This is a genomic window from Streptomyces sp. NPDC048383 (genome assembly GCF_040651775.1).
Taxonomy (GTDB): domain Bacteria; phylum Actinomycetota; class Actinomycetes; order Streptomycetales; family Streptomycetaceae; genus Streptomyces.
The window spans coordinates 60,748-85,939 of the sequence record NZ_JBEZKS010000032.1; the positions used below are offsets into that span (position 1 = coordinate 60,748).

Consider the following 25,192-nt stretch of genomic DNA (forward strand, 5'->3'; position numbering starts at 1 on the left):
TCACCACTCCAGGGACCACGGTGTGCCGGTCGAGGCGAAGTGGCCCACGTTCACGCATTCCGTGCCGCCGATCCGCATGCGTCGGGCCAGCGGCTGGTGGACGTGCCCGAAGAGCGCGTACCGCGGCTTCGTCCGGCGGATGGCGGCGAGCAGGGCCTCGCTGCCGCGTTCGAAGCGGCGGGCCACGGTGTCGTAGCAGAGCTCGGGGACCTCGGGCGGAATGTGCGAGCACAGCACGTCGACCTCGCCCAGCGCCTCCACCTTGGCGGCGTACTCCTCCTCGGGCACCTCGTACGGCGTGCGCATCGGGGAGGGCAGTCCGCCGCCGACGAAGCCGAAGACGCGGCCGCCGATCTCCACGCGCTGCCCGTCGAGGACGGTGGTGCCGGGGCCCGCGTACTCGGGCCACAGCGACGGGACGTCGACGTTGCCGTAGGTGGCGTACGTCGGGGAGGGGAAGGCGGCGAACATCTCTGCGTACTGGCGGCGTACGGCTTCCTCGATCAGCCGGTCCCGGTCCAGTCCGGCCCACAGCCGGCGGCCGAAATCGCGCGCTTCGCCGAACTTCCGGGCCGTGCGCAGTTCCACGATGCGGTCGGCGTTCTCGACGCCGAAGAGGTCGGGAAAGATGCCGCGCGAATGGTCGGCGTAATCCAGGAAGAGCACCAGGTCACCGAGGCAGATCAGCGCGTCGGCGCCGTCCTTGGCCCGGGCCAGCGCCTCGACGTTGCCGTGGACGTCGCTGACGACGTGGACCTTCGTACGACTCCTGCTGCCACCCATGCCCGCAACCCTAGGGGCGACCGGGCCCGGACCGGTAGGGCGGCCCCGGAAGCCTGCCGGACCTGCGGTTACTTCCTAGTCGCAAACAGGGTCGACTACTGTCGGCATCGCCGATACCGGGCGTGCGGCGTCCTGGCTATGTCTGACGATGTACAGAATGTGACGCACGGAACATCTGGCCGGTTCCCTCTATCCGGAACCCACTACCGGTGGGTAACGTCCGGTCGGTCCACACGGTGGCGATGGCGCCCAGAGGAGCAGCAGTCTTGCGCGAGTTCAGCCTTCCGGCTCTGTACGAGGTCCCGTCGGACGGGAACCTGACGGATCTCATCCGCCGCAACGCCGCTCAGCATCCAGACACCGCCGTCATGAGCCGCAAGGTGGACGGTCGGTGGCAGGACGTGACCGCGACGGAGTTCCTCGCCGAGGTACGGGCCGCCGCCAAGGGCCTGATGGCGGCGGGGATCCAGCCCGGTGACCGGGTCGCCCTGATCTCCCGCACCCGTTACGAGTGGGTGCTGCTCGACTTCGCGATCTGGAGCGCGGGCGCGGTCACCGTCCCCGTGTACGAGACCAGCTCCCCCGAGCAGATCCAGTGGATCCTCGGTGACTCCGGCGCCGCCGCGGCGATCGTCGAGAGCCCGGGTCACAGCGGGACCGTGGCCGCGCTGCGCGACCGGTTGCCGGAACTGCGCGAGGTCTGGGAGATCGAACAGGGCGCCCTGGAGGCACTGAAGGCCGCGGGCGCCGCGATCACCGACGCGGAGGTCGACGAGCGCAGCGGTCTGGCGAACGCCGACGACCCGGCCACCATCGTCTACACCTCGGGCACGACCGGTCGCCCCAAGGGCTGCGTGCTCTCCCACCGCAACTTCTTCGCCGAGTGCGGCAACGCGGTGGAGCGGCTGAGCCCGCTGTTCAAGACCGGCGAGTGCTCGGTGCTGCTGTTCCTGCCGGCCGCGCACGTCTTCGGACGCCTGGTGGAGGTGGCGGCCGTACTGGCGCCGATCCGGCTGGGCTGCGTACCGGACATCAAGAACCTGACCGACGAACTGCAGTCCTTCCGGCCGACGCTGATCCTCGGCGTGCCGCGCGTCTTCGAGAAGGTCTACAACTCGGCGCGCGCCAAGGCGCAGGCCGACGGCAAGGGCAAGATCTTCGACGCGGCCGCCGAGACGGCGATCGCGTACAGCCGGGCGCTGGACACCCCGCGCGGGCCGTCCTTCGGGCTGAAGCTCAAGCACAAGCTGTTCTCGAAGCTCGTCTACAGCAAGCTGCACGCGGTCCTCGGCGGGCGCGGCGAGTACGCGATCTCCGGCGGCGCGCCGCTGGGCGAGCGGCTCGGGCACTTCTTCCGCGGCATCGGCTTCACGGTGCTGGAGGGCTACGGCCTGACCGAGTCCTGCGCGGCCACCACCTTCAACCCGTGGGACAAGCAGAAGATCGGTACGGTCGGCCAGCCGCTGCCGGGCTCCGTGGTGCGCATCGCGGACGACGGCGAGGTGCTGCTGCACGGCGAGCACGTCTTCACCGGGTACTGGAAGAACGAGACGGCGACCGCCGAGGCGCTCACCGACGGCTGGTTCCACACCGGCGACGTCGGCACCCTCGACGAGGACGGCTACCTCGCGATCACCGGCCGCAAGAAGGAACTCATCGTCACGGCGGGCGGCAAGAACGTGGCGCCCGCGGTGATCGAGGACCGGATCCGCGCCCACGCGCTGGTCGCGGAGTGCATGGTGGTCGGCGACGCGCGACCGTTCGTCGCCGCGCTGGTCACCATCGACGAGGAGTTCCTCGGCCGCTGGGCCGCGGAGCACGGCAAGCCGGGGGGCGTGACGGCGGCGGAGCTGCGGGAGGACGCGGATCTGATCGCCGCCGTCCAGCAGGCCGTGGACGACGGCAACGCGGCGGTCTCCAAGGCGGAATCGGTGCGGAAATTCCGCATCCTGCCCTCCCAGTTCACGGAGGAGTCGGGCCACGTCACGCCGTCGCTGAAGCTGAAGCGGAACGTGGTGGCGAAGGACTTCGCGGACGAGATCGAGAACCTGTACCGGTCCTGACGGGTCCGACGGGCCTGACGGGTCCCGGAAGGGGACGGACTAGCGCGGATCCTCGGCGAGGATCCGCGCCATGTTCCGTTCCGCGAGGGCCGTGATCGTCACGAACGGGTTCACCCCGAGCGAGCCGGGGACCAGGGAGCCGTCGACGACGTAGAGGCCCTGGTAGCCCTTGGCGCGGCCGTACGCGTCCGTCGCGCGGCCGAGCACGCAGCCGCCGAGCGGGTGGTAGGTGAAGTCGCCGGCGAAGGCCCGGTTGCCGCCGAAGAGGTCGTGGCGGTAGACGGTGAAGTTCCGCCGGTTGATGCGGTCGAAGAGGTTCTTGGCCGCGTTCAGGGACGGGTCGCTCTGTTCCCGGCGCCACTGGAGCCGCGCGGAGTCGGCGGCGGCGTCGTAGGTGAAGTGCCCGCGTTGCGGGTTCTTCGTGATCGCCAGGTACATCGAGATCCAGTGCTCGAACCCCATGGGCAGCGGGGCGATCTCGGCGAAGACCGGGTTCGCCGCGTTGTCCCAGTCGTCGATGCCGAGGGCGGGCATGGTGGCCTGGTTGGCGCCGACGGTGTCCCAGATGTGGTTGGCGCGGGCGGTCATGACGTTGCCGTTGGGCCCCCAGCCGAGCCCCACCTGGTCGTTCAGCGCGGGCAGGGTGCCGGTTTCGCGGGCGCGCAGCAGGATCTCGGTCGTGCCGAGGCTGCCGGCGCCGAGGAAGAGCCGGCGACAACCCAGCTCGCGGACCTGCGTGACCCGGCCGCTGAGGTCGCTGGTGCGGACGGTGAGGACGTAGCCGCCCGCCGGGTCGGGGCGGACGCCGACCACGCGCTGCATGGTCTCGATGGTGACGTTGCCGGTGCCGAGGGCGGCGGCGAGGTAGGTCTTGTCGACGCTCTTCTTGCCGTGGTTGTTGCCGTAGATGACCTCGCCCGCGAGCGCGGAGCGGGGGGCGGTGCCGGCGGCCTCGCGCTTCATGTGGTCGAAGTCGTAGACGTTGGGCACGAACACGGTCTTCAGGCCGGTGTTGTGGGCGTGCTTGCGCGAGGTCCGGGCGAAGCGGTACCACTCGGTGGACTCGAACCAGGCCGGGTCGATGTCGTTGACGCCCAGCATGGCGCGGGCCCGGGGGTAGTAGGTGCCGTACATCTCGTCGGCGTCGACCTGGGGCAGCACCTCGGAGAAGTACGAGCGGCGCGGGGTCGGCGCCATGCCGCCGTTGACCAGGGAGCCGCCGCCGACGCCGCGGCCCACGTACACGGACATGTCGCCGTAGTTCACCCGGTCCAGGACGCCGGGGTAGGGGCTGATGTCGCGGTTCACCACGTCGAGCCAGAGGAACTGGGCGAGCGGGGCCTCGGTGCGGGTGCGGAACCACATGGAGCGGTGGTCGGGCGCCGAGGTGGCGGGGAAGACCTTGCCGTCGGGCCCGGGGGTGTCCCACAGCCGCCCCATTTCGAGGACGACGGTACGGACGCCGGCCTGCCCGAGCCGCAGGGCGGCGACGGCGGATCCGTAGCCGGAGCCGACGACGATGGCGGGGGCGTACTGGGCGGGTGGCGGCTCGGCGCCCGCGGCGGCGGCCGGACCGATGCGGGTGAAGCCGAGCGCCGCGGCGGCCTGGAGGGCGCCGAGCCCCAGGACATGACGACGCGTCAGGTTGGGTGTCATGGCCGCATCATGAGCGGATTCCGCCCAACCGGCCACAACCCGCACTGACACGCTTCTGAGTAACAGTCAGACATGGCTCGACCGTATGCGGGCCCCACCGGAGCCCGCCCGGTTCGCCCGATCCCGCCCGCGGCGGGGCCCTCGGGAGCGATAATCCCCCCTTCCCCGGGGAAAGGGGGTCCCGGGCCGTGCCGCAGGAGTCCGGGCCGTGCCCTCGGCGGCCCGGGCCGTGCCTACAGCAGCTCGCGCAGCCGTTCCGCGAGGAGGTCCCAGCGCCACTTCTCCTCGACCCAGGCGCGGCCCCGCTCGCCCATGCAACGGCGCAGTTCCGGATCCTGGAGCAGGGCCGTGATCCGGTCGGCCGCCTCCTCGGGGGAGCCGCCGCGCACGACCCAGCCCGTCTCCCCGTCCAGTACCGCGTCGGGGGCTCCGCCGGAGTCACCCGCCACCACCGGCAGGCCGGTCGCCGAGGCCTCCAGGTAGACGATGCCGAGCCCCTCGACGTCCAGGCCGCCGCGCCGGGTCCGACAGGGCATCGCGAACACGTCGCCGGCGCCGTAGTGGGCCGGGAGTTCGGCCCAGGGCACGGCCCCGGTGAAGACCACGGACCGGGAGACCCCGGTGGACTCGGCGAGCCGTCGCAGGTCCGCCTCGTACGGGCCGCCGCCCACGACGAGCAGCACCGCGTCCGGCACCGCGGCCAGGATCCGCGGCATCGCCTCGATCAGGGTGTCCTGCCCCTTGCGCGGGACCAGCCGGGAGACGCACACCACCACCGGGCGGTCCGTGAGCCCGAGCCGGGCCCGTACCGCGGCGCCGCCGGATCCGGTGTGGAAGGTCTTCTCGTCCACCCCCGGCGGGAGTTGCACCATCCGCGCCGCCGCCCGGTCGGTCACCGCCGAGGCGATCCGCGAGCGCGTGTACTCCCCCAGGTAGGTCAGGGTGTCGGTGCCCTCGCCGATGCGGCGCAGCAGTTGTCGGGCCGCGGGCAGTTGGGCCCAGCCGGCCTCGTGCCCGTGCGTGGTGGCGACGAGCCGGCGCGCGCCCGCGCGCCGCAGCGCCGGACCCATCAGGCCCAGCGGGGCCGCCGCCCCGAACCACACGGACTCGCAGCCGTGTTCGCGCAGCAGGCCGACCGCGCGCCGGGTCACCCGGGGGGTCGGCAGGAGCATCGTCGTACGATCGCGCACCACCTGGAACGGCTGTTCCGCGTCGAAGGCGGCGGTGGCCGCGCGGCCTTCCTCGCCGTGCTTCCAGGTGGAGGCGTAGACGACGATCCGGTCGGGATCCAGGCGCAGCGCCATGTTGTGGAGGAAGGCCTGGATGCCGCCCGGGCGCGGCGGGAAGTCGTTGGTCACGATCAGCGTCTTGTGCATCACCGGCCAAAGTACCGGACGCGCCCGCAGCCGTCGGGCGCGGACGCCGGCGCTCAGCGGGTGGCGGGCGCGTCGGGGCCGAGTTGCGTGCGCAGCGCCGCCTGCCAGGCGGTGGTCAGGCCGGTCGGGTCTCCCCCGATGGTCCGGGCGAGCGCGGTCGGGAGCCCTTCGCGTCCGGCGCGTTCGTACAGCGTGGTCAGCGCGTCCTCGCCCCACCGGTCGGCGATGAGCCGGCAGGCCAGCCAGGCTCCCTCGTACGCCCTGGCCTGCGCGTCCGGGTCGCCGCCGAAGGCGAAGGCCGTGTCCGGCGGCAGTTCGGCGGGGACCTCGCCGCGCCGCACGGCCCGGGCGAGGGCGGGCGCGGCGTCGGCCGGGCCCAGCCCGGTGTCGCGGTACGCCACCCAGTCGGCGAAGCCCTCGGACAGCCACAGCGGGGTCCTGGCGGTGGTCGCGGCGCGGGTCGCGACGTGGGTGGTCTCGTGGGTCAACAGGATCCGCCTGCCCCGCTCGGACAGTTGCGCGTACCCCGCCGGGTTGACGACGACCCGGTCGGCGGGAGCGGGACCGCCACCGGTGCTTCCCGTGGTGACCGCGCCCAGGCCCCGGTAGGCGTCGGCGGGTCGGCCCAGCAGGGCGGCCATCGCGTCCAGGTCGGCGGGGACCAGGACCACCACCCGCCCGGCCCACGTGCCCGGCCGTGCGGCGCTCACGGCGGGCACCGCCCGGTCGGCCTCCGCGGCGATGTCCGCCAGGGTCCGGGGGCTCTGCCCGACGCCGAGGACCAGCGCGTGCGCGCCCCGCGCCACCTCGGGTTCGCCCTGGTCCCACAGTTGCGGCGGCGCACCCGGCGCGGGCCGTTCCCCGTCGACCCGCCAGCCGGTCGGGCTCCGGGTCAGCTCCACCTCGCGGTCCGACCCGGTGGGGGCGGCGTCGTGACCGGTGAGGCCGTAGCGCAGCCGGGCCCGGGCGGTGGCCCGCGCGCCGTCCCGCCGGATGGAGGTGACCTCGTACGACCAGCCCTCCAGCGGGATCGCGGCGAGCCGGGCGGGCGGGGCGGCGGACCAGTCGGCCACGGCCCGCCGCACGTCGCGCCCGTCCACGCCGGCCGGGGCGGGCGCCGTGCATCCGGCCACCACGAGCAGGCACGGCAGCAGGAGGCGGACGACGGCTCTCGGCAGGGGGGTCACCGGCCGATCGTACGCAGCGCGCCGGCCGGGGCGGGCCCCCCGGCCCGGTGTCCTCGGTCACCGGGCCGGGGTGCGACGGGGGGCGCCTGCTACGGCCGGGTGACCGAGGACACCGGCATCATCCCGACCGGGTCGTAGCGCACCCGGGCCCCCGGGTAGGGGGCGTGGACGACCTGCCCGTTGCCGACGTACATGCCGACGTGGCTGGCGTCCGAGCGGTACGTCACCAGGTCGCCGGGTCGGGCCTGCGACAGCGGGACCTGCCGACCCGCGCCGCGCTGGGCCTGCGAGGTGCGCGGCAGCGCGACGCCCGCCTGCCGGTACGACCACACCATCAGCCCGGAGCAGTCGAAGCCGGAGGGGCCGGTGGAACCCCACACGTACGGTTTGCCCACCGCGGCGCGGGCGGCCATCACCGCGGTCATGGCCCGGCCCGACGCCTGCCCGGGGGCGGCCGGCTCGGGCGGCGCGCCGGGGCGGCCGCCGGAGCGCGAGGCCCGCTCGAAGTCGGCGCGTTCCGCGGTCGGCATCTCGTTGAGCAGCCGGCGGGCGGCGGCGAGCTTCGCGGTGACGGACCGCTTGTGCCGGGCCACGTCGGCGCGCAGGGCGTCGAGTTCGGCCAGCTTGTGGGAGGCCTCCTGGCGCTGCTGGCCGAGCCGGCGCTGCTCCTCGCGCAGTTCGCCCAGTTGGCGGGCCTGCCGGCCGCTGAGCCGGTTCAGGACGGCGGCCTTGTCGAGGTAGTCGTTGGGGTCGTCGGAGAGCATCAGCTCGACGGTGGGGTCGAGGCCGCCGGAGCGGTACTGGGCTCCGGCGAAGGTGCCGAGGACACCGCGCATGGTGTTGATCCGGTCCTGGCCGCGGGCAACCGCGTCCTGGGCGCGGCCGATGTCGGCGCGCAGCCGGTCGGCCTTCTCCCCCGCCTCGTTGAACTGCTCGGTCGCCTGCTCGGCCTCCTCGAAGAGCCGGTCGACCTGGGCCCGGGTGCCCGATGGGGGCTCCTGCGGTAGGCCGGGGGCCGCACCGGCGGGTGCGCCCGTCATGGCTACGGCGGCGGTGGCCGCCGCGGCGGTGAAAACGGTGACCTTGGTGTTCCGGTCGAGGCTTCTGAGCCCGGGTCGGCGATGGGACGCCACGTGGAACCGCTCCCTTCCGCTGCGCGGGGCCCGGGTCCGCCCTCCGTGGACGGCCGTGTGCCGGGTTCCGCGCTGGCAGACAGTAGCGGCGCGAACACGCGCCGACCAACGACCGCCGGCGGGCCCGTACGCGGGCGCCCCGCCTCAGACGCAGGTCATCGGCGGGGCGTGCGGTCGCGGCGGGGCCCGTGAATTCGCCCGGATGGGCGGTGCGCGGGCGCGTCCCGGTGGGCGCGGGTCGGGTCAGATGCGGACCCCGAACTGGAACGGCATGTTGTCGATCGACTCGTACTTGACGCCGCCGCGCGGGTTGGAGGCGTGCAGGGTGGTGTTGTTGCCCGCGTACAGGCCGACGTGGTGCAGGTCGCCGTGGAAGAAGACGAGGTCACCGGGCTGGAGCTGGCTCCGGCTGATGCGGGTGCCCTCCTCGGCCTGGGTGTAGGTGGTGCGGGTGACGGACACCCCGGCCTGCTTGTACGCCCACTGCACCAGCCCGGAGCAGTCGAAGGCGCTGGGGCCCTCGGCGCCGGATATGTAGGCGCTGCCCAGCTTGGTCTTGGCGGCGGCGAGCGCGGCGGCGGCCCGGCCGGAGGCGTTGGCGGGCGGCGCGGCGGGGGTGCGTTCGCCCTGGTCGCGGGCGGCCTCGCCGGCCTTGGCGTCCTCGTCCTTCAGCTGCCTGCGCTCCTGCGCGGTCAGCGTGTTGAGGAGGGCCTGGGCCTCGGCGAGCTTGTCCTGGGAGGCCTTCTTCTTCTCGCCGAGTTCCTTGCGGGTGGCGTCGAGGTCGGCGAGCTTGCCCGAGGCCTCCTGGCGTTGCTGCGCGAGGGTGCGCTGCTTGTCCTGGATCCTGCCGACGGCGTCGACCTGCTTGCCGCTCAACTGCTGGAGGGTGGCGGCCCTGTCGAGGTAGGACTCGGGGTCGTCGGAGAGGAGGAGTTCCACGGACTGGTCGAATCCGCCGCCGCGGTACTGGGCGGTGGCCATCGAACCGAGCGTGTTGCGCAGGGTGTTGAGTTCGTCCTGGCCGCGGGCGACCCGGTCCTGGAGCTGGGCGATCTCCTTCTCCAGCTTCTCCTGGCGCTCCTTGGCCCCGTTGAACTTCTCGGTGGCCTGTTCGGCCTCCTCGTAGAGGGTGTCGACCTTGGTCTTGACCTCGTCCTTGTTCGGCTTGTCCGGGGCGGCCACGGCCGAGTGCGAGGAGAGCGCGACGGCCGCCGCGGCGGTGGCGGTGAGCACGCTCACGCGCGCGCGGGCCGGGTGCTTGGGTCGACGGTGGGACGCCACGGAGACGAGCTCCTTCTTCCTCGGACTGCCTCGGGCCGCCGAGCGGGAACGCACGCCCGGCAGCAACCCCGCCCTCACTCGAAGGAGTGAACTACCGCACGGAGGTTTGAGCAGACCCTAGTGACATGCGCTTGATCACTTCAAATACCCGTACGGAAAAATCCGTCGTCCTGCCCGCTTCTTTACCCGGGGCGCACGCTGCGTGCCGGCGGACTGACGGTACGTCCTCCACGGACACCGCCAATCCCGGCATCGCGCCCGGCCGTTACGAAACGCGCGAAAGCCGCTTCAGGAGCAGAGCGGACGTCACGGGCCGGGCCCCGGCCTTGGCGACCCCGTCGGCCACCTCCCGGTCGGTGGAGACCACGACCACCGGGCGACCCGGCGGTTCGGCCCGCACCAGCTGGCGGATGAGTTCGTCCGCCGTCACGCCCGCCTTGGAGAACAGCACCCGCACCCCGCGCGGCGGCGCGAGCAGCACCGGCGCCGCCAGCTCCGCCCCGTCGAACACGCAGGTCATCTCGGCGCCGGTCTGCGCGGCCAGCATCGACAGCCCGCCCAGCAGGCGCAGCCGCTGCTTCTCCAGCGGCATCGTCGGATAGCCGGTCTTCGTCACGTTGTAGCCGTCGACCACCAGATGCGCCTGGGGCAGCGCCAACAACTGGTCCAGCAGGGCCGGATCGGTCTCCGACAGAGCCCGCGCCGCGATGTCCTTCGGCGTCATCCGGCCCGGCTCCACCGCGTCCACGGTGTCCGCGGGACGGGTGTTGACCGGCGGAAGCGCCAGCTCGCGCCGCAGGCCGGCCGCCGCGTCCAGGACGGTGTCCAGCAGCAGCCGCAGCCGCATGTCCTCGATGCTGCGGCCCTCGCGGGTGGCCCGGCGCGAGATCTCCAACGCCGACTCCACCTCCGCGAGGCGGGACTTGAGCCGCCGGGACTCGCTCTCGGCGGCGGTCACCTGTGCGGCGGCCTCCCCGCGGATCCCGTCGATCTCGGCGCCCACCTTGCGCAGGGCCGCCTCACCCCGCTTGACGTCGCTCAGGGCGCTGCGCAGCTTGCGCTGAAGCGATTCGGCTTCCCTGCGGGCCGCTTCGAGGTCGGCGCGCACCTGCTCGCCGCCCGACCTCTGCTGCTCCCGTACCTGGGCCAACTCCTCGCGCAGCCGCTCCAGCTCGCGCCGCGCCTCGTCGCCCACCCGCTCGGCGTCGGCGCGCTGCGCCTCCTCGCCGGCGGAGGCCACCAGCTTGACCCAGCCGGCCGGGCGCAGCACGTACGCGGCGGCCGCCACGTCCAGCGGGTCCGCCGCGGCCGGCGGCGCCCCCGACTCCAGCGCCCCGGTCAGCTCCGGCTGCGCCTCGCGCAGCTTGTCCGCGACCCGGCCGCGAAAGACGGCGTCCGCCTCCACGGCCGCGGCCATCGCGTTGCCCGCGAACTTGGCGCGCCGGCTCGGGGTGAACCGCGCGTACTGACGCAGCTGCGCCGGGAGGTCGGCGACCGTCAGGCCACCGAAGGCGTCCGAGACGAGCGCGACGACCCGGCGCCGCACGCCTTCCGGCAGCGGGCGGTCGAGCACCTCGGCGGCGTCGCCGGCCTCGTCGGCCGGCTCAGCGCCGCTTGCTGGCTCCACAATCCGTCACCCCTACCGTGATCTACTGTGGGCCCGGCTCCGTCAGGAGTCGGTGCCCGGCCTGTCCACGAGTTCGATCTGGTCCACCGCGTTGCACCAGCGGCAGCGGACCGACTCGATGGTCTCACTGACCACCTCGCGTTCCTCGACCTTGGGCTCCCCGGCGAGGTCCAGGTGGACGTACTCCACGACCTTCGACGATCGGGTGACGTCGAACCGCGTGAGGTTGCCGCACAGCGTGCAGCGCCACCGGGTGGTGTCGGTCGGCAGGGGAACCGTCATCAGGCCGCTCTCTCCTTCGTAGCTCATTCAATCAAAGCCTTTCGCGGCGGTCCGCGGACCGCGCACGTAACCCTACGGCCTGGCACCACCCCCGAGGGGGTGCACCTGCGTCATGCTCTTCCGCATGATCGTAAGGTGGCGGACCGTCCGCGAGGCCGCCCGGGGCCCGGTGATCACGTACGCGCTGATCGCCGGCTGCTGCGTGGCGTTCGTCCTCGGCCCGGCGTCGGGCCTGAACCCCTCCTACGGGACGGGCGACCGGCTGACCGAGACGGGCACCGCGTACTTCAGGCACTGGGGCGTGGTCCCGGACGAGCTGTTCTCCGGAGCCGGCCGGGCGCTGCTCACCCCGTTGACGGCGCTCTTCGTCCACGGCAGTTGGCTGCACCTGCTCGGGAACATGCTGTTCCTGTACGTCTTCGGGGCGATGGCGGAGGAGCGGATGGGTCGGGCGCCCTTCCTCGTGTTCTACGTCTGCACCGGATACCTCGCGCTGGCCGCGTACGCGGCGGCCAACGCCTCTTCCGACCAGACCCTGGTCGGCGCGTCCGGCGCGATCTCGGCGGTCCTCGGCGCCTTCCTCTGCCTGTTCCCGCGGGCACGGGTGACCAGCCTGTTCCCGTTCCTGCTGTTCCTGCCGCTGCGCTTCCCCGCGTGGGTCGTGCTGCTGTTCTGGTTCGGCCTGCAATGGCTGGCGGCGCACCGGGCGGAGAGCGGTCCGGGGGTGGCCTACCTGGCCCACGTGGTGGGCTTCTCCCTGGGCTTCCTGTACGCGTGGGTCCGATATCGGCGTACGACTAGAGTGAGGCGACCAGTGACTGCCGGCGAGGGAGACAGCCAACCGTGATCACCGCGATCGTGCTCATCAAGACCAGCGTGGACCGCATCCCCGAGATCGCCGAGTCCATCGCGCAGCTGGACAGTGTCAGCGAGGTCTACTCGGTCACCGGCACGTACGACCTGATCGCGCTGGTCCGCGTCGCCCGCCACGAGAACCTCGCGGACATCATCCCGGGCCGCATCAGCAAGATCCCCGGCGTCGAGGCGACGGACACCCACGTCGCGTTCCGCACGTACTCCCAGCACGACCTGGAGGCCGCGTTCGCGATCGGCCTCGACGCGTAGCGCTCGGGGCCCGGGCAACGCCTCGCCCACCGGGGCGGGGCGGCCGTCGCGCAGCCCGGACGGGCACCCGGGCGGGTCCTGGGCGAGACCCCCACTCGGTGTGGGCCACAGCCCGTCAGACGGCCGGGACGCAGCGGCCCTCTTCGGTGCGGTACTGCCACTTGGCGCCGTCCGCGACGAGTTCCTTCACCGCGCGGACGAACCGCTCGACGTGCTCGTCGGGGGTTCCCGCGCCGAAGCTGACGCGGATGGCGTTCAGGGAGCGCTCGCCGGGGGCGGCCTCCGGGGCTCCGCACTCGCCCTGGGCCTGCGGCTCGCTGCCGAGCAGGGTGCGGACCAGCGGGTGGGCGCAGAAGAGGCCGTCGCGGACGCCGATGCCGTACTCGGCGGACAGGGCCGCGGCGAAGTGACTGCTGTTCCAGCCGTCGACCACGAACGAGATGACGCCGACGCGCGGGGCGTCGTCCCCGAACAGGGACAGCACGCGGACGGCCGGGACCTCCGCCAGGCCCTCGCGGACCTTCGCGATGAGCTGGTTCTCGCGGGCGACCAGGTTCTCGAACCCGGCCTCCTTCAGGGCCTTGCAGGCGGAGGCGATGGAGTAGACGCCGATGACGTTCGGGGAGCCGGCCTCGTGGCGGGCCGCGGTGGTGTGCCACTCGACGTCGACGCCGCCGTCCTCGCGGCGGGCCACCTTGCGGGAGGCGCCGCCGCCGGCGAGGTACGGGTCGGCCTCCTGGAGCCAGTCCGCGCGGCCGGCGAGGACGCCCGAGCCGAAGGGCGCGTACAGCTTGTGGCCGGAGAAGGCGACCCAGTCCACGTCCAGGTCCCGGACGGAGACGGGGTGGTGCGGGGCCAGCTGGGCGGCGTCCAGGACGATCCGCGCGCCGTGGGCGTGCGCGGCGGCGGCGAGTTCCTTGACCGGCCACAGCTCGCCGGTGACGTTGGACGCGCCGGTGACGCAGACCAGCGCCGGGCCGTGGCCCTCTTCGATTGACGCGGTGCGGTCGGCGAGCGCCCGCTCCAGGGTGGCGACGGCCTCGCCGGGGGTGCGGGGGGCGTTGAGGTAGCTGACGCGGGCGTTCGTCCAGGGCAGCAGCGAGGCGTGGTGCTCGGTCTCGAAGACGAACACCTGGCAGTCGGCCGGCAGGACGGCGGCGAGCAGGTTGAGGGAGTCGGTGGTGGACCGGGTGAAGACCACCTGGTCGGAGGGCCGGCAGTCGAGGAACTCGGCGACGGTGACGCGGCTCTGCTCGAAGAGGTCGGTGGACAGCTGGGAGAGGTAGCCGGCCCCGCGGTGGACGCTGCCGTAGTAGGGGGCGTACGCGGCGACGTCGTCCCAGACCCGCTGGAGCGCGGGGGCGCTGGCCGCGTAGTCCAGGGCGGCGTAGGTGACCTCGCCGCCGGTCACGAGCGGGACGGTGACGTCACGGCCGAGCACGGCCAGCGGCTCGCCACAGGCGGGCCCGTCGGCGGTGGTGGTCGCGGCGGTGTTCAGGGATGCGGACATGGCGGTATCTCCCGGCAGGCAGGGCGGAATGGCTTCGGTGTGCCCGTACGCGGACGCGGCGCTGCGGCCGTCGGGGTACGGGAAAGCCCTCGGAAGTGACACGGGTGCACGCAAGTGCCCCGGTCCGAGGGGTGAAGTGGGGGCGGAGCCGCCCTATCGCATTCGCTTGCTCACGGAAAACGCTCCTCGAGAGACCAGGACCCCTGGTGTCGAGGGATCCGCGCTTGCCGTAGACCTCGCTGCCTACGGCCTGGTCATCACCCGGGGCACCCCGCCACGGAAGGAGGGTTGCCGGACAGCAAGCCGGGGCCTAAACGCTGTCACTCGTGACCTGGTCAGAATCCTGCCACACGATCCCTCGTGCGCAAGACCCCGGTCCGCATCGTGGACCGGGGTCTTGGCCGAAAGGATGCCTCAGGCGTTGCTGGCCGCCACCCAGCGCTCCAGCGCGGCCCGAGCGGATCCCGAGTCGATGGACTCGGCCGCCCGGGTCACGCCCGCCGCGAGCTGCTCCTCCAGGGAGCCCGTACCCGGGTCCAGCGCCACCAGGGCGGCGGCCGAGTTCAGCAGGACGGCGTCCCGGACGGGGCCGGTCTCCCCCGCCAGCAGTCGGCGGGCGACGTCGGCGTTGTACGAGGCGTCCTCGCCGCGCAGCCGCGACACGTCCACGAGCGGGATCCCGATGTCGCGCGGGTCGAAGGGCGACTCGGTGACGGAGCCGTCCCGGACCCACCAGACCCGCGAGGTGGCGGTGGTGGTCAACTCGTCGAGGCCGTCGTCACCGCGGAAGACCAGCGCGGAGGAGCCCCGCTCGGCCAGTACCCCGGCCACGATGGGCGCCACCCGGGGGTCGGCCACGCCGGTGGCCTGCGCGCGCACCTTGGCCGGGTTGGTCAGCGGGCCGAGGAAGTTGAAGGTGGTCCGGATGCCCAGTTCCTTGCGGGCGGGCGCCACGTGGCGCAGCGCCGGGTGGAACTTGACGGCGAAGCAGAAGGTGATCCCGGCCTCCTCGGCGACCTCGACCACCCGCGCGGGGGTGAGGTCGAGGTTGACGCCGAGCTTCTCCAGGACGTCGGAGGAGCCGCTCGCGGAGGACGCCGCCCGGTTGCCGTGCTTGACGACCTTGGCACCGGTTCCGGCCACCACGATCGCCGACATCGTGGAGATGTTCACCGTCTTGGCGCCGTCGCCGCCGGTGCCGACGATGTCGACCGTCCGCCCCGGGACCTCGATCAGGTTGGCGTGCGCGTACATGGCCCGTACGAGCCCGTTGATCTCCGAGACGGTCTCCCCCTTGGCCCGGAGCGCGACCGCGAAGCCGGCGATCTGGGCGTCGGTGGCCTCGCCCCGCATGATCCGGTCCATCGCCCAGGCGGTGTCGTCCGCGCCGAGGTCCCGGCCGTCCAGCAGGGCGTCGAGGAGGCCCGGCCAGCCGCGGGCCGCCACGTTGTCGCCGCCTGTCGGGGTCAACACGTTCATGGTCCGCTCCTGCTGCCGGGTGAGGTTGCCACGTCGAATGGGATGGGGGCCAGCCTATCCAGCCCTGGGGGACGGCAAAGAGCCCCGTCCGGACCGTGGACGGGGCTCTTGCCGTGGCGACACCAGGATTGACCGAAATCAATCCCTCAAGCGGTCGTGCGGAGGATCAGTGGTGGCCGTGGCCGCTCTGGATCTCCTTGTACTCCTCCACCGTGGGCTTCGGGATCTGGTTGCCCTCGGCGTAGTAGCTCTTGCTGAGCTTGGCGCGGAGCTTCTCGGTGGCCTTCACCTTGCGCTCGACGCCGTTCTCGTCGACCGTCGGGCCGATCTCGATCGGCTCGTACGTGGTGTACGAGGTGAGCGTGTGGAGCTTGCCCTGCGAGAGCGGCTCGTGGATCTCGACGAACTCACCGTGCGGCAGGCGCTTGATGATGCCGGTCTCGCGACCGTGCAGCACCTTGTCCCGGTCCCGGCGCTGGAGGCCGAGGCAGATCCGCTTGGTGATGACGAAGGCGATGACCGGGCCGACGAAGAAGCCGATCCGGGCGAACCAGGTGATCGAGTTGATCGAGAGGTGGAAGTACTGCGCGAACATGTCGTTTCCACCGGCGATCAGCAGGATGACGTACCAGGTCAGCCAGGCCACACCGAAGGCGGTACGGGTCGGGACGTTGCGCGGGCGGTCCAGGATGTGGTGCTCGCGCTTGTCGCCGGTGACCCAGGACTCGACGAACGGGTACACCGCGATCGTCGCCAGCACCAGCGGGAAGATCACCAGCGGGATGAACACGCCCAGGACGAGCGTGTGGCCCCAGAGGTTGATCTCCCAGCCCGGCATCGCACGGATGAGGCCCTCGGAGAAGCCCATGTACCAGTCGGGCTGCGCGCCCGTGGACACGTGGTCCGGGACGTACGGTCCGAGCGCCCAGATCGGGTTGATCGAGGCGATGCCCGCGATGGCCGCGATGATGCCGAAGACCAGGAAGAAGAAGCCTCCGGCCTTGGCCATGTAGACCGGCAGCAGCGGCATGCCGACGACGTTGTTGTTCGTCTTGCCGGGGCCCGCGAACTGGGTGTGCTTGTGGTAGAAGACCAGGATCAGGTGGGCGACCAGCAGGCCCATCATGATGCCGGGCAGCAGCAGGATGTGGATCGAGTAGAACCGGGCCACGAAGTCGTGGCCGGGGAACTCCCCGCCGAACAGGAACATCGACAGGTACGTGCCGACGACCGGCACGGACAGGATCGCGCCCTGCATGAAGCGGACACCGGTGCCCGAGAGCAGGTCGTCCGGCAGCGAGTAACCGGTGAAACCGGTGAACATGCCGAGGACCAGCAGCAGGAAGCCGAAGATCCAGTTGATCTCGCGCGGCTTGCGGAACGCGCCGGTGAAGAAGACGCGCATCATGTGCACCATCATCGCCGCGACGAAGATCAGTGCCGCCCAGTGGTGGATCTGCCGGATGAGCAGACCGCCGCGGACGTCGAAGCTGATGTCCAGGGTCGAGGCGAACGCCTCGGACATCCGGACACCCTGCATCGGCACGTACGAGCCGTGGTACACGACCTCGTTCATGCTCGGGTGGAAGAACAGCGTCAGGTACACACCCGTGAGGATGATGATGATGAAGCTGTAGAGGCAGATCTCACCCAGCATGAAGGACCAGTGGTCCGGGAAGATCTTGCGCATGTTGGCCTTGGCGAGGCCGTAGATGCCCAGGCGACCGTCCGCCCAGTCCGCTACGCGCTCGCCGGCCGGCGCTTTGCGCCCCGTCTTGTTGTCTGTGGCAGTGCTCATCCGCGCTCCCAGAATGCAGGACCGACGGGCTCTTCGAAGTCGCCGTGCGCTTCGAGGAAACCTTCGTCATTCACGCCGATCCGCAGCTGCGGAAGTGCGTGACCGGCCGGGCCGAAGATGACACGGGCGCCGTCGGAGAGGTCGAAAGTGGACTGGTGGCACGGGCAGAGCACGTGGTGCGTCTGCTGCTCGTACAGGCTGATCGGGCAGCCGACGTGGGTGCAGATCTTGGAGAAGGCCACGATCCCGTCGTGGGACCACTCCAGTTCCTTCTTGTCCTTGATGTCCTCCGGCTGGATACGGACGATCATCAGGGCGGCCTTGGCGATCTGGGACATGTAGTCGTGCGCGTCCTCCTCCAGGCCCTCGGGCTTGGCGAAGGTCAGCGAGCCGACCACGATGTCCTCGGGACGCAGCGGCTCCATCGTGTTCTGGTTGATGAGCAGCTTGCCCTTGGCCCAGATGGTCTTGCGGAGCTTGTCCTCGGGCAGCGGGCCCAGGTCGCGCAGCAGCATGACGCCGGACAGGGGCACCAGGGCCATCGCGCCGATCAGCGTGTTGCGGATCAGCGGCCGGCGGCCGATGGCGGACTCGTTCGCGCCGTCGGCGAAGTCCTGCAGGACCTGCGCCTTGACCTCCGGCGGAGCGGCGATCTCGTGGCGCTCGGCGGCGACCTCGACGTCGGACATCAGGGTGCGGGCCCAGTGGACCGCGCCCGCGCCGATGCAGAAGAGCGCCGTGCCCAGGGTCAGACCGAGCGCGAAGTTCAGCGCGCTCACCTTCCCGATGGGGAAGATGTAGACGATCTTGTCGACCGGGAAGATCACGTAGGACGCGATGAAGCCGATCGTGGCCAGCATCGACAGCGTGAACAGCATCGCGACCGTGCGCTCGGACCGCTTGGCGGCCCGCTCGTCGATGTCCTGGATGCGCGGCCTGTGGACCGGCAGACCGGGGTCGGCGAACGGGTCGTCCGCGACCGCCACGCCACCGTGATGCGCGTCGCCCTGCTCGCTCGGCAGGTGCTTCTCTTCGGGAATGTCTTGGCTACTCATGACTTCTTGGCCTTAGCGGTGTGGGCCGCGACCCAAACGGCGACAGCGATCAGCGCACCCAGACCGAAGATCCAGCCGAACAGACCCTCGGAGACGGGGCCGAGGCCACCGAGCTTCAGACCACCGGGGTTGGTCGACTTCTCGCCGTTGACGTTCTGGAGGTACGCGATGATGTCCTTCTTTCCCTGCTCCGGCATCGTGCTGTCCGGGAAGGAGGGCATGTTCTGCGGGCCGGTGAGCATGGCCTCGTAGATGTGCTTCGGCGAGACGTCCTCGAGGTTCGGGGCGTACTTGCCGTTCGTCAGGGCGCCGCCCTCGCCGGTGAAGTTGTGGCACTGCGCGCAGTTGTTGCGGAACAGCTCACCACCCTTGGCGATGTCGGCCCCGGCCGGGTCGTACTGCTTCTCGGTCGGCGTGATCGGGCCGGCTCCGAGCGAAGCGATGTACGCCGCGAGCTGGTCGATCTGGGCCTGCGAGTAGATGTTCGGCTTCTTCGGCACCTGGGCGCCGGGCTGCTGGGCGGGCATGCGGCCCGTGCTCACCTGGAAGTCGACGGCTGCGGAGCCGACGCCCACCAGGCTCGGGCCGTCAGAGGAGCCCTGACCGCCGGTACCGTGGCAGCTTGCGCAGCCCACGGCATAGAGCTTCTTGCCCTCCTCGATGGCGAGGGACTGGGCGGTTTCGTCGGCCTGCGCCTTGCCCGCGGGCGCGAAGGCGGCGTACAGCCCCCCAGTGACCGCCAGCGCGAAGAGTAGAACGACGACCGCCGCCAGCGGATGGCGTCGTCGTGCGGAGAGCTTTTTCACGGATTACCCCGGTGTCAGGATCTTCTGCGTCGGTGTTTCTGGATGGAGTGCCGGGTCGGGCCCGGCGACGTGTTCGCTACTTGATCAGGTAGATCGTGGCGAAGAGGCCGATCCAGACGACATCGACGAAGTGCCAGTAGTAGGACACGACGATGGCCGACGTGGCCTGTTCGTGGGTGAACCTCTTGGCCGCGTACGTCCGGCCGAGGACCAGCAGGAAGGCGATGAGACCGCCCGTCACGTGCAGACCGTGGAAGCCGGTGGTCAGGTAGAAGACCGAGCCGTACGGTCCGGACGAGAGGGACATCCCCTCGTGCTTGACCAGCTCGGTGTATTCGAACACCTGCCCGCCGATGAAGATCGCACCCATGACGAACGTGATGATGAACCACGATCGGAGCTTCTTCACGTCACCGCGCTCGGCGGCGAATACGCCGAGCTGGCAGGTGAGCGAGGAGAGCACCAGGATCGTCGTGTTCGTTGCCGAGAAGGGCAGATTCAAGGCCGAAGCCTGCTCTGTCCAGTACTCGGCACCCGTCACTGATCGCAGGGTGAAGTACATCGCGAAGAGGGCCGCGAAGAACATCAGCTCGGAACTCAACCAGATGATGGTTCCGACGCTGACGAGGTTCGGCCGGTTGACCGTCGGGTGCGCGTGCCCGGTATCTACTGTCGTTGCTGTCGCCACGACCGACATTATGTCGGTCGCTTATCCCGCCCTCACCCCGGGGGGTGCCGTTCGGAGTGTCAGGGGGGTGTGCAAGGCCCGAACGGCCCATCAGATCGTCCTTCCGGAGTCTCGGGCGGGGCTGTGCGAACCGATGTTGACAGCCGGTCGGACGGAGTAGCATCCCGCGCATCATCAGCGTGATTCACGGACACGTGGAGGAACGAAATGCGGGCGACTGCGCGGGTTCTGGTCTACAGCGACGACGCGGGCACCCGGGAGCAGGTGCGGCTCGCGGCCGGTCGCAGGCCGGCGGCGGACCTGCCGCCGGTGGAGTTCCTGGAGTGCGCGACGCTTCCGGCGGTCCTGACGGCACTGGACGAGGGCGGCATCGACGTCTGCGTGTTGGACGGCGAGGCGGTGCCGGCCGGGGGCATGGGCGTGTGCCGGCAGATCAAGGACGAGATCTTCCGGTGTCCCCCGGTGCTGTTGCTGATGGGGCGTCCGCAGGACGCCTGGCTGGCGACGTGGAGCCGCGCGGACGCCGCTGTCACCCTTCCGGTGGACCCGGTGGACTTCCCGGAGGTCCTGGCGGGCCTCCTGCGGCCCCGGCTGTCCCTGGACGCGTAGAGCGACCCACGAGCCCCACGGGCGCCCCTGAGGGGCTCGTGGGGCTCGTGGCCGGTCTCCTAGACGGTCGGGCGCAGGCGGGCCTGGTCGACGGGAGTGCGGCCTTCCTGGGTGCCCTTGAGGAGGGCACTGCCCTCCCTCCAGTCCTTCCAGTCCATGTTCCAGTCGCCGAAGCCGTTGCCGAAGATGTCCATGTCGTCGCCGATGCTGTTGATCACCTTGACGATGTCGCCCTCGGTGATGTTCTCGTAGAACCAGGCGGCGTTGCCGGTGCTCATGCCGGTGCATCCGTGGCTGACGTTGGCGACGCCGTGCGAGGAGACGGACCAGGGCGCGGCGTGCACGTATTCACCACTCCAGGTGACACGGGTCGCCCAGTAGACGGGCAGGTTGTAGTACTCGCTGCCGCCGATGCCGACGGTGTCACCGCGCATCTGGACGTAGTACTGCTTGCCGAGCACCACCTTGATGCCGTTGCGGGTGGAGAAGCCGGGCTTGCCGGTGGTCACCGGAAGGGTCGTGACCACTTCCCCGTTGCGGCGGAACGTCATGTAGTGCGAGGAGGCGTCGGTGGTGACCTCCACCCGGTCGCCGAAGTCGATCTTGAGCGGCTTCGAGGCGGCGCCGTGGAGTTCGTCGGAGACCCGGACGCCCTCCAGGTTGCTCCGTACGGTGACGCTGGTGTTGGCCGGCCAGTAGTCCTTGGGCCGGAAGTGGAGGTTCTTGTCGTCGATCCAGTGCCAGGCGCCCTCGACGCCGTCCGCCGCGTCGACGACCAGGGCCCGTTCCACGACGGCTCGGGCCGCCTTGTCCTTGACCGGTTCGTTGAGTTCGGCCGTGATGGGCTGTCCGACGCCGTACTTGCCCTCGTCCGGGCCGAATTCGACCTTGAGCACCCCGTCGGCCGGGGTGGTGTCGAAGGCCAGCGTGCGCTGCCCCTGCGCCCCGCTCCCGTTCTCCGTGGTCACGGTGACCGCGTAGTGGACGCCCGCGGCCATCGAGGCGGTGCTGTGCCAGCGATCGCCCTTGGCGGAGAGTTCACCCGCCAGGCGGCGTCCGTGGGTGTCCACGACGGTCACGTCGGTGATCCGGGACTCGTTGCCCTTGACGGTGACTTCGAGGGGCTTGTCGGGGTCGGCGGGGCGACCGCCGGGGGCCAGGTTGAAGGCGACGTGCTCGCCCGCGTCGTACGGGCGGACTGACAGCGGGTTCTTCTCGCCGGACCCGCATGCGGTGGCTCCGGCCCCGAGGGACGCGACCAGCAGGGAGCAGCTGAGTACCGTCCAAAGACGCGGTGAGTGCTTCATGGAGCCAACGCTATGAAGATATGACAATTACGGCGCGCGGGGTGACTGCAAACGAGGGGCCCGGACTCCTCCGAAGAGGTGTCCGGGCCCCAGGTGCGCGGCGAACGCCGCGAGATCCCGCTGGTCCTGCTGGTCCTGCTGGTCCTGCTGGTCCTGCTGGGTACTACTGGTTCTGGTTCTCACCGCGGTAGTACTCGTACACCCAACCCCACAGGCCGACCAGGATGACCGGCGCCGAGAAGTACATGAGCCACCAGCCGAAGATGACACCCATGAACGCGAGGGCGCCACCGATGGCCAGCGAGAGCGGCTGCCAGCTGTGCGGGGCGAAGAACCCCAGCTCGCCCGCCTCGTCGGCGACGTCGGCCTCCAGGTTGTCCTGGGCCATCTCGTCCACGCGCTTGGCCGTGAAGGCCAGGTAGTAGCCGATCATGACGCTCAGGCCGAAGGCCAGGAAGAGCGCGGTGGTGCCGACGGGCTCCTTCGACCACACGCCGTACACGACGGCCATGATCAGGATGAAGAAGGAGAGCCAGAGGAACATCTTGCCCTGGATCTTCACTTGCCGGCCTCCTTGCCACCGCTGACGGCCTTGGTGCCGGCGCCGTGGTCCTCAAGGTGGTCGAGGGCCGCGATCTCCGGGTGGTGCAGGTCGAACGCCGGGGATTCGGAACGGATCCGCGGGAGGGTGAGGAAGTTGTGCCGCGGCGGCGGGCAGGAGGTCGCCCACTCCAGCGAACGGCCGTAGCCCCACGGGTCGTCGACCTCGACCTTCTTGCCGTACTTCGCCGTCTTCCAGACGTTGTACATGAACGGCAGCATCGACAGGCCGAGCAGGAACGAGCTGATCGTGGAGATCGTGTTCAGCGCGGTGAATCCGTCGGCGTCCAGGTAGTCCGCGTAACGGCGCGCCATGCCCTCGGCGCCCAGCCAGTGCTGCACCAGGAAGGTGCCGTGGAAGCCGATGAACAGCGTCCAGAAGGTGATCTTGCCGAGGCGCTCGTCCAGCATCTTGCCCGTGAACTTCGGCCACCAGAAGTGGAATCCGGAGAACATCGCGAAGACCACGGTGCCGAAGATGACGTAGTGGAAGTGCGCGACGACGAAGTACGAGTCGGAGACGTGGAAGTCCATCGGGGGCGAGGCCAGGATGACGCCGGTCAGACCACCGAAGGTGAAGGTGATCAGGAAGCCGACGGCCCAGAGCATCGGTGTCTCGAAGGACAAGGAGCCCTTCCACATCGTGCCGATCCAGTTGAAGAACTTCACACCGGTCGGTACCGCGATGAGGAACGTCATGAAGGAGAAGAACGGCAGCAGCACACCGCCGGTCACGTACATGTGGTGCGCCCACACGGTCACCGAAAGGCCGGCGATCGCGATGGTGGCGGCGATCAGACCGATGTAACCGAACATCGGCTTGCGCGAGAAGACCGGAATGACCTCGGAAATGATTCCGAAGAACGGCAACGCGATGATGTACACCTCTGGGTGTCCGAAGAACCAGAAGAGGTGTTGCCACAGCAATGCGCCGCCATTGGCCGCGTCGAACACGTGCGCACCGAATTTACGGTCGGCCTCCAGCGCGAAGAGCGCGGCGGCCAGCACCGGGAAGGCGAGCAGGACCAGAACACCGGTCAGCAGCACGTTCCAGGTGAAGATCGGCATGCGGAACATCGTCATGCCGGGGGCGCGCATGCAGATGATCGTGGTGATGAAGTTGACCGAACCGAGGATCGTGCCGAAGCCGGAGAAGGCCAGACCCATGATCCACATGTCGGCGCCGATGCCCGGCGAGCGGACCGCGTCCGACAGCGGAGAGTAGGCGAACCAACCGAAGTCGGCGGCACCCGAGGGGGTGGCGAAGCCGGCCACCGCGATGGTCGAGCCGAAGAGGTACAGCCAGTACGCGAACATGTTCAGCCGCGGGAACGCCACGTCGGGCGCGCCGATCTGCAACGGCATGATCCAGTTGGCGAAACCCGCGAAGAGCGGGGTGGCGAACATCAGCAGCATGATCGTGCCATGCATGGTGAACGCCTGGTTGAACTGCTCGTTCGACATGATCTGCGTGCCCGGTCGGGCCAGCTCGGCGCGCATGAAGAGCGCCATGATCCCGCCGATGATGAAGAACACGAAGGACGTGACCAGGTACATCGTGCCGATGGTCTTGTGGTCGGTGGTGGTGAGCCACTTCACGACGACATTGCCCGGCTGCTTGCGCCGTACCGGCAGCTCGTTCTCGTACGAGTCGGCTGCGGCGGCACCCTGAGATTCGTTGAGGATGCTCACAGTTTGTTGATCTCCGCATTCCGGGCCGGGTCGGTCTGCTTGATGCCGGCCGGCAGGAAGCCGGTCTGACCCTTCTCGGCGAGCTCCTTCAGGTGCGCCCGGTACGCCTCGGGGGAGACGACCTTGACGTTGAAGAGCATTCGGGAGTGGTCGACACCGCACAGCTCGGCACACTTGCCCATGAAGGTGCCCTCCTGGGACGGAGTCACCTCGAAGACGTTGGTGTGACCGGGGATGACGTCCTGCTTGAACAGGAAGGGCACCACCCAGAACGAGTGGATGACGTCGTTCGACGACAGGATGAAGCGGACCTTCTCGCCCTTGGGCAGGTAGAGGGTCGGCCCCGGGTTACCCGTCTGCGGGTTCCGGTCGCTGGGGACGCCCTTCTGGTAGACGCCTTCGGCGCCCGCCGGGAAGTCCTTGGTGAAACGGTCCGGGATGGAGTCGAGCTCCTTGGGGACCGTGGTCGTCCTGGGCGCGCCGTTCTCGGCCTCGCCGGACTGCTTCGGCAGCTCCCTCGAACGGGGGGTGGCCGCGTCGCCGTCGACGTCCTCGATGTAGTTGAAGCCCCAGCTCCACTGGAAGCCGACCACGTTGATCGTGTGCGCCGGCTTGGCGGAGAGGGAGAGCAGCTTCGACTCGTCACGCGCGGTGAAGTAGAAGAGCACCGAGACGATGATGAGCGGGACCACGGTGTACAGCGCCTCGATGGGCATGTTGTACCGGGTCTGCGCGGGGACCTCGATCTTCGTCCGGCTACGCCGGTGGAAGATGACGCTCCACATGATCAGGCCCCACACCAGGATGCCCGTGATGAGAGCGGCCGCCCAGGATCCCTGCCACAGGGAGAGGATGCGAGGCGCCTCCTCCGTGACCGGGGTGGGCATTCCGAGGCGGGGGAAGTCTTTCCAGGTGTACGAGCAACCAGTGGCGGTCGCCAGGACCACGCCCGCAGTCAGCGCCTGCAGCAGCTTCCGCCGCATCGGGCGCCGCGGCGAGCGGTCGGAGCCGTAGGGACTCACGTAGCGCCTTCCCGAGAGTCTCGGCCCGCGCGGCCGGCCGCGGCCGTGTTCGGGTCGGTCGCCGGCCCTGACGCAGGCAGGGGTTTGGATGTTTATGCGGACCAAACCCTACT

22 protein-coding genes and 1 riboswitch are annotated in these 25,192 nt (G+C 70.3%); of the genes, 4 read left to right on the plus strand and 18 right to left on the minus strand.

The window, feature by feature from the left end:
• Window positions 1–783 carry a metallophosphoesterase gene (locus AB0D46_RS21970; RefSeq protein ID WP_362879743.1) on the minus strand — a complete coding sequence of 261 codons (783 nt, stop codon included), beginning with the start codon at window positions 781–783 and terminating at the stop codon, window positions 1–3.
• A 266-nt stretch (window positions 784–1,049) separates the two neighbouring features.
• Between AB0D46_RS21970 and AB0D46_RS21975 the strand changes: the two genes are divergently transcribed.
• On the plus strand, window positions 1,050–2,846 hold the full coding sequence (locus AB0D46_RS21975; protein WP_362879745.1) for an AMP-dependent synthetase/ligase: 1,797 nt from the start codon (window positions 1,050–1,052) through the stop codon (window positions 2,844–2,846).
• Window positions 2,847–2,885: 39 nt separating this feature from the next.
• Here the strand turns inward: AB0D46_RS21975 and AB0D46_RS21980 are convergent, their stop codons facing one another.
• The 7 genes from AB0D46_RS21980 to AB0D46_RS22010 all read right to left on the minus strand — a co-directional run bounded on the left by AB0D46_RS21980 (window position 2,886) and on the right by AB0D46_RS22010 (window position 11,388).
• Window positions 2,886–4,502 carry a GMC oxidoreductase gene (locus AB0D46_RS21980; RefSeq protein ID WP_362879746.1) on the minus strand — a complete coding sequence of 539 codons (1,617 nt, stop codon included), beginning with the start codon at window positions 4,500–4,502 and terminating at the stop codon, window positions 2,886–2,888.
• Window positions 4,503–4,735: 233 nt separating this feature from the next.
• Complete coding sequence (locus AB0D46_RS21985; RefSeq protein WP_362879747.1) at window positions 4,736–5,878, minus strand: glycosyltransferase family 4 protein; 1,143 nt, start codon at window positions 5,876–5,878, stop codon at window positions 4,736–4,738.
• A gap of 53 nt (window positions 5,879–5,931) precedes the next feature.
• On the minus strand, window positions 5,932–7,065 hold the full coding sequence (locus tag AB0D46_RS21990) for a hypothetical protein (protein WP_362879748.1): 1,134 nt from the start codon (window positions 7,063–7,065) through the stop codon (window positions 5,932–5,934).
• A gap of 89 nt (window positions 7,066–7,154) precedes the next feature.
• The gene (locus tag AB0D46_RS21995) at window positions 7,155–8,198 is read right to left on the minus strand and encodes an NlpC/P60 family protein (protein WP_362879749.1); all 1,044 of its coding nucleotides are present in this window, start codon (window positions 8,196–8,198) and stop codon (window positions 7,155–7,157) included.
• A gap of 243 nt (window positions 8,199–8,441) precedes the next feature.
• Window positions 8,442–9,479 (minus strand): NlpC/P60 family protein, encoded by a 1,038-nt coding sequence (locus AB0D46_RS22000; protein ID WP_362879750.1) that lies wholly within the window; start codon window positions 9,477–9,479, stop codon window positions 8,442–8,444.
• Between the two features lie 265 nt (window positions 9,480–9,744).
• A complete protein-coding gene (locus AB0D46_RS22005) occupies window positions 9,745–11,109 on the minus strand; it encodes an NYN domain-containing protein (protein ID WP_362879781.1) in 1,365 nt (454 codons plus the stop codon).
• A gap of 39 nt (window positions 11,110–11,148) precedes the next feature.
• Window positions 11,149–11,388 (minus strand): hypothetical protein, encoded by a 240-nt coding sequence (locus AB0D46_RS22010; protein WP_007263676.1) that lies wholly within the window; start codon window positions 11,386–11,388, stop codon window positions 11,149–11,151.
• A 112-nt stretch (window positions 11,389–11,500) separates the two neighbouring features.
• Between AB0D46_RS22010 and AB0D46_RS22015 the strand changes: the two genes are divergently transcribed.
• Together AB0D46_RS22015 and AB0D46_RS22020 are read left to right on the plus strand one after the other, a co-directional pair.
• Window positions 11,501–12,235, plus strand: a complete 735-nt coding sequence (locus AB0D46_RS22015) for a rhomboid family intramembrane serine protease (protein ID WP_362879752.1) — start codon at window positions 11,501–11,503, stop codon at window positions 12,233–12,235.
• Window positions 12,232–12,513, plus strand: a complete 282-nt coding sequence (locus AB0D46_RS22020) for an Lrp/AsnC ligand binding domain-containing protein (protein ID WP_007263678.1) — start codon at window positions 12,232–12,234, stop codon at window positions 12,511–12,513. The genes AB0D46_RS22015 and AB0D46_RS22020 overlap by 4 nt, the downstream gene beginning before the upstream one ends.
• Window positions 12,514–12,628: 115 nt before the next feature.
• Here the strand turns inward: AB0D46_RS22020 and AB0D46_RS22025 are convergent, their stop codons facing one another.
• The 6 genes from AB0D46_RS22025 to AB0D46_RS22050 form a co-directional block, all read right to left on the minus strand.
• Entirely contained in the window at window positions 12,629–14,023 is a 1,395-nt protein-coding gene (locus AB0D46_RS22025; protein WP_362879753.1) for an aminotransferase class V-fold PLP-dependent enzyme, read from the minus strand.
• Window positions 14,024–14,238: 215 nt separating this feature from the next.
• A riboswitch (SAM riboswitch) is annotated at window positions 14,239–14,355 on the minus strand.
• Window positions 14,356–14,437: 82 nt separating this feature from the next.
• Window positions 14,438–15,502: an anthranilate phosphoribosyltransferase gene (trpD, locus tag AB0D46_RS22030; RefSeq protein WP_362879755.1), complete on the minus strand. Its 1,065-nt coding sequence runs from the start codon at window positions 15,500–15,502 to the stop codon at window positions 14,438–14,440.
• A 166-nt stretch (window positions 15,503–15,668) separates the two neighbouring features.
• Complete coding sequence (locus AB0D46_RS22035; protein WP_362879757.1) at window positions 15,669–17,300, minus strand: ubiquinol-cytochrome c reductase cytochrome b subunit; 1,632 nt, start codon at window positions 17,298–17,300, stop codon at window positions 15,669–15,671.
• On the minus strand, window positions 17,297–18,355 hold the full coding sequence (locus tag AB0D46_RS22040; RefSeq protein WP_362879758.1) for a Rieske 2Fe-2S domain-containing protein: 1,059 nt from the start codon (window positions 18,353–18,355) through the stop codon (window positions 17,297–17,299). Before AB0D46_RS22040 ends, AB0D46_RS22035 begins: the two co-directional genes overlap by 4 nt.
• Entirely contained in the window at window positions 18,352–19,161 is an 810-nt protein-coding gene (locus AB0D46_RS22045) for a c-type cytochrome (RefSeq protein WP_362879760.1), read from the minus strand. The genes AB0D46_RS22040 and AB0D46_RS22045 overlap by 4 nt, the downstream gene beginning before the upstream one ends.
• A 76-nt stretch (window positions 19,162–19,237) precedes the next feature.
• Window positions 19,238–19,858 (minus strand): heme-copper oxidase subunit III, encoded by a 621-nt coding sequence (locus AB0D46_RS22050; protein WP_281204606.1) that lies wholly within the window; start codon window positions 19,856–19,858, stop codon window positions 19,238–19,240.
• A 198-nt stretch (window positions 19,859–20,056) separates the two neighbouring features.
• On the opposite strand from AB0D46_RS22050, the gene AB0D46_RS22055 reads away from it, so the two are divergent.
• Window positions 20,057–20,458 carry a hypothetical protein gene (locus AB0D46_RS22055; protein ID WP_281204605.1) on the plus strand — a complete coding sequence of 134 codons (402 nt, stop codon included), beginning with the start codon at window positions 20,057–20,059 and terminating at the stop codon, window positions 20,456–20,458.
• 59 nt (window positions 20,459–20,517) lie between these two features.
• Here AB0D46_RS22055 and AB0D46_RS22060 read toward each other — a convergent pair whose 3' ends face one another.
• The 4 genes from AB0D46_RS22060 to coxB all read right to left on the minus strand — a co-directional run bounded on the left by AB0D46_RS22060 (window position 20,518) and on the right by coxB (window position 25,079).
• A complete protein-coding gene (locus AB0D46_RS22060; protein ID WP_362879762.1) occupies window positions 20,518–21,765 on the minus strand; it encodes an Ig-like domain-containing protein in 1,248 nt (415 codons plus the stop codon).
• A gap of 163 nt (window positions 21,766–21,928) precedes the next feature.
• Complete coding sequence (locus AB0D46_RS22065; RefSeq protein ID WP_362879763.1) at window positions 21,929–22,327, minus strand: cytochrome c oxidase subunit 4; 399 nt, start codon at window positions 22,325–22,327, stop codon at window positions 21,929–21,931.
• The gene (gene ctaD, locus AB0D46_RS22070) at window positions 22,324–24,057 is read right to left on the minus strand and encodes a cytochrome c oxidase subunit I (RefSeq protein ID WP_362879765.1); all 1,734 of its coding nucleotides are present in this window, start codon (window positions 24,055–24,057) and stop codon (window positions 22,324–22,326) included. The genes AB0D46_RS22065 and ctaD overlap by 4 nt, the downstream gene beginning before the upstream one ends.
• Window positions 24,054–25,079 carry a cytochrome c oxidase subunit II gene (gene coxB, locus AB0D46_RS22075; protein ID WP_362879766.1) on the minus strand — a complete coding sequence of 342 codons (1,026 nt, stop codon included), beginning with the start codon at window positions 25,077–25,079 and terminating at the stop codon, window positions 24,054–24,056. Before coxB ends, ctaD begins: the two co-directional genes overlap by 4 nt.
• Window positions 25,080–25,192: the final 113 nt, after the last annotated feature.

What these genes read in the sequence shown, in the direction of transcription:
- AB0D46_RS21980 (WP_362879746.1), bottom strand. Translation starts at nt 4,502, where the DNA reads ATGACACCCAACCTGACGCGTCGTCATGTCCTGGGGCTCGGCGCCCTC.
- trpD (WP_362879755.1), bottom strand. Translation starts at nt 15,502, where the DNA reads ATGAACGTGTTGACCCCGACAGGCGGCGACAACGTGGCGGCCCGCGGC.
- AB0D46_RS22060 (WP_362879762.1), bottom strand. Translation starts at nt 21,765, where the DNA reads ATGAAGCACTCACCGCGTCTTTGGACGGTACTCAGCTGCTCCCTGCTG.
- AB0D46_RS22055 (WP_281204605.1), top strand. Translation starts at nt 20,057, where the DNA reads ATGCGGGCGACTGCGCGGGTTCTGGTCTACAGCGACGACGCGGGCACC.
- AB0D46_RS22015 (WP_362879752.1), top strand. Translation starts at nt 11,501, where the DNA reads ATGCTCTTCCGCATGATCGTAAGGTGGCGGACCGTCCGCGAGGCCGCC.
- AB0D46_RS22010 (WP_007263676.1), bottom strand. Translation starts at nt 11,388, where the DNA reads ATGACGGTTCCCCTGCCGACCGACACCACCCGGTGGCGCTGCACGCTG.
- AB0D46_RS22040 (WP_362879758.1), bottom strand. Translation starts at nt 18,355, where the DNA reads ATGAGTAGCCAAGACATTCCCGAAGAGAAGCACCTGCCGAGCGAGCAG.
- AB0D46_RS22035 (WP_362879757.1), bottom strand. Translation starts at nt 17,300, where the DNA reads ATGAGCACTGCCACAGACAACAAGACGGGGCGCAAAGCGCCGGCCGGC.
- AB0D46_RS22025 (WP_362879753.1), bottom strand. Translation starts at nt 14,023, where the DNA reads ATGTCCGCATCCCTGAACACCGCCGCGACCACCACCGCCGACGGGCCC.
- AB0D46_RS22050 (WP_281204606.1), bottom strand. Translation starts at nt 19,858, where the DNA reads ATGTCGGTCGTGGCGACAGCAACGACAGTAGATACCGGGCACGCGCAC.
- AB0D46_RS21970 (WP_362879743.1), bottom strand. Translation starts at nt 783, where the DNA reads ATGGGTGGCAGCAGGAGTCGTACGAAGGTCCACGTCGTCAGCGACGTC.
- AB0D46_RS21985 (WP_362879747.1), bottom strand. Translation starts at nt 5,878, where the DNA reads ATGCACAAGACGCTGATCGTGACCAACGACTTCCCGCCGCGCCCGGGC.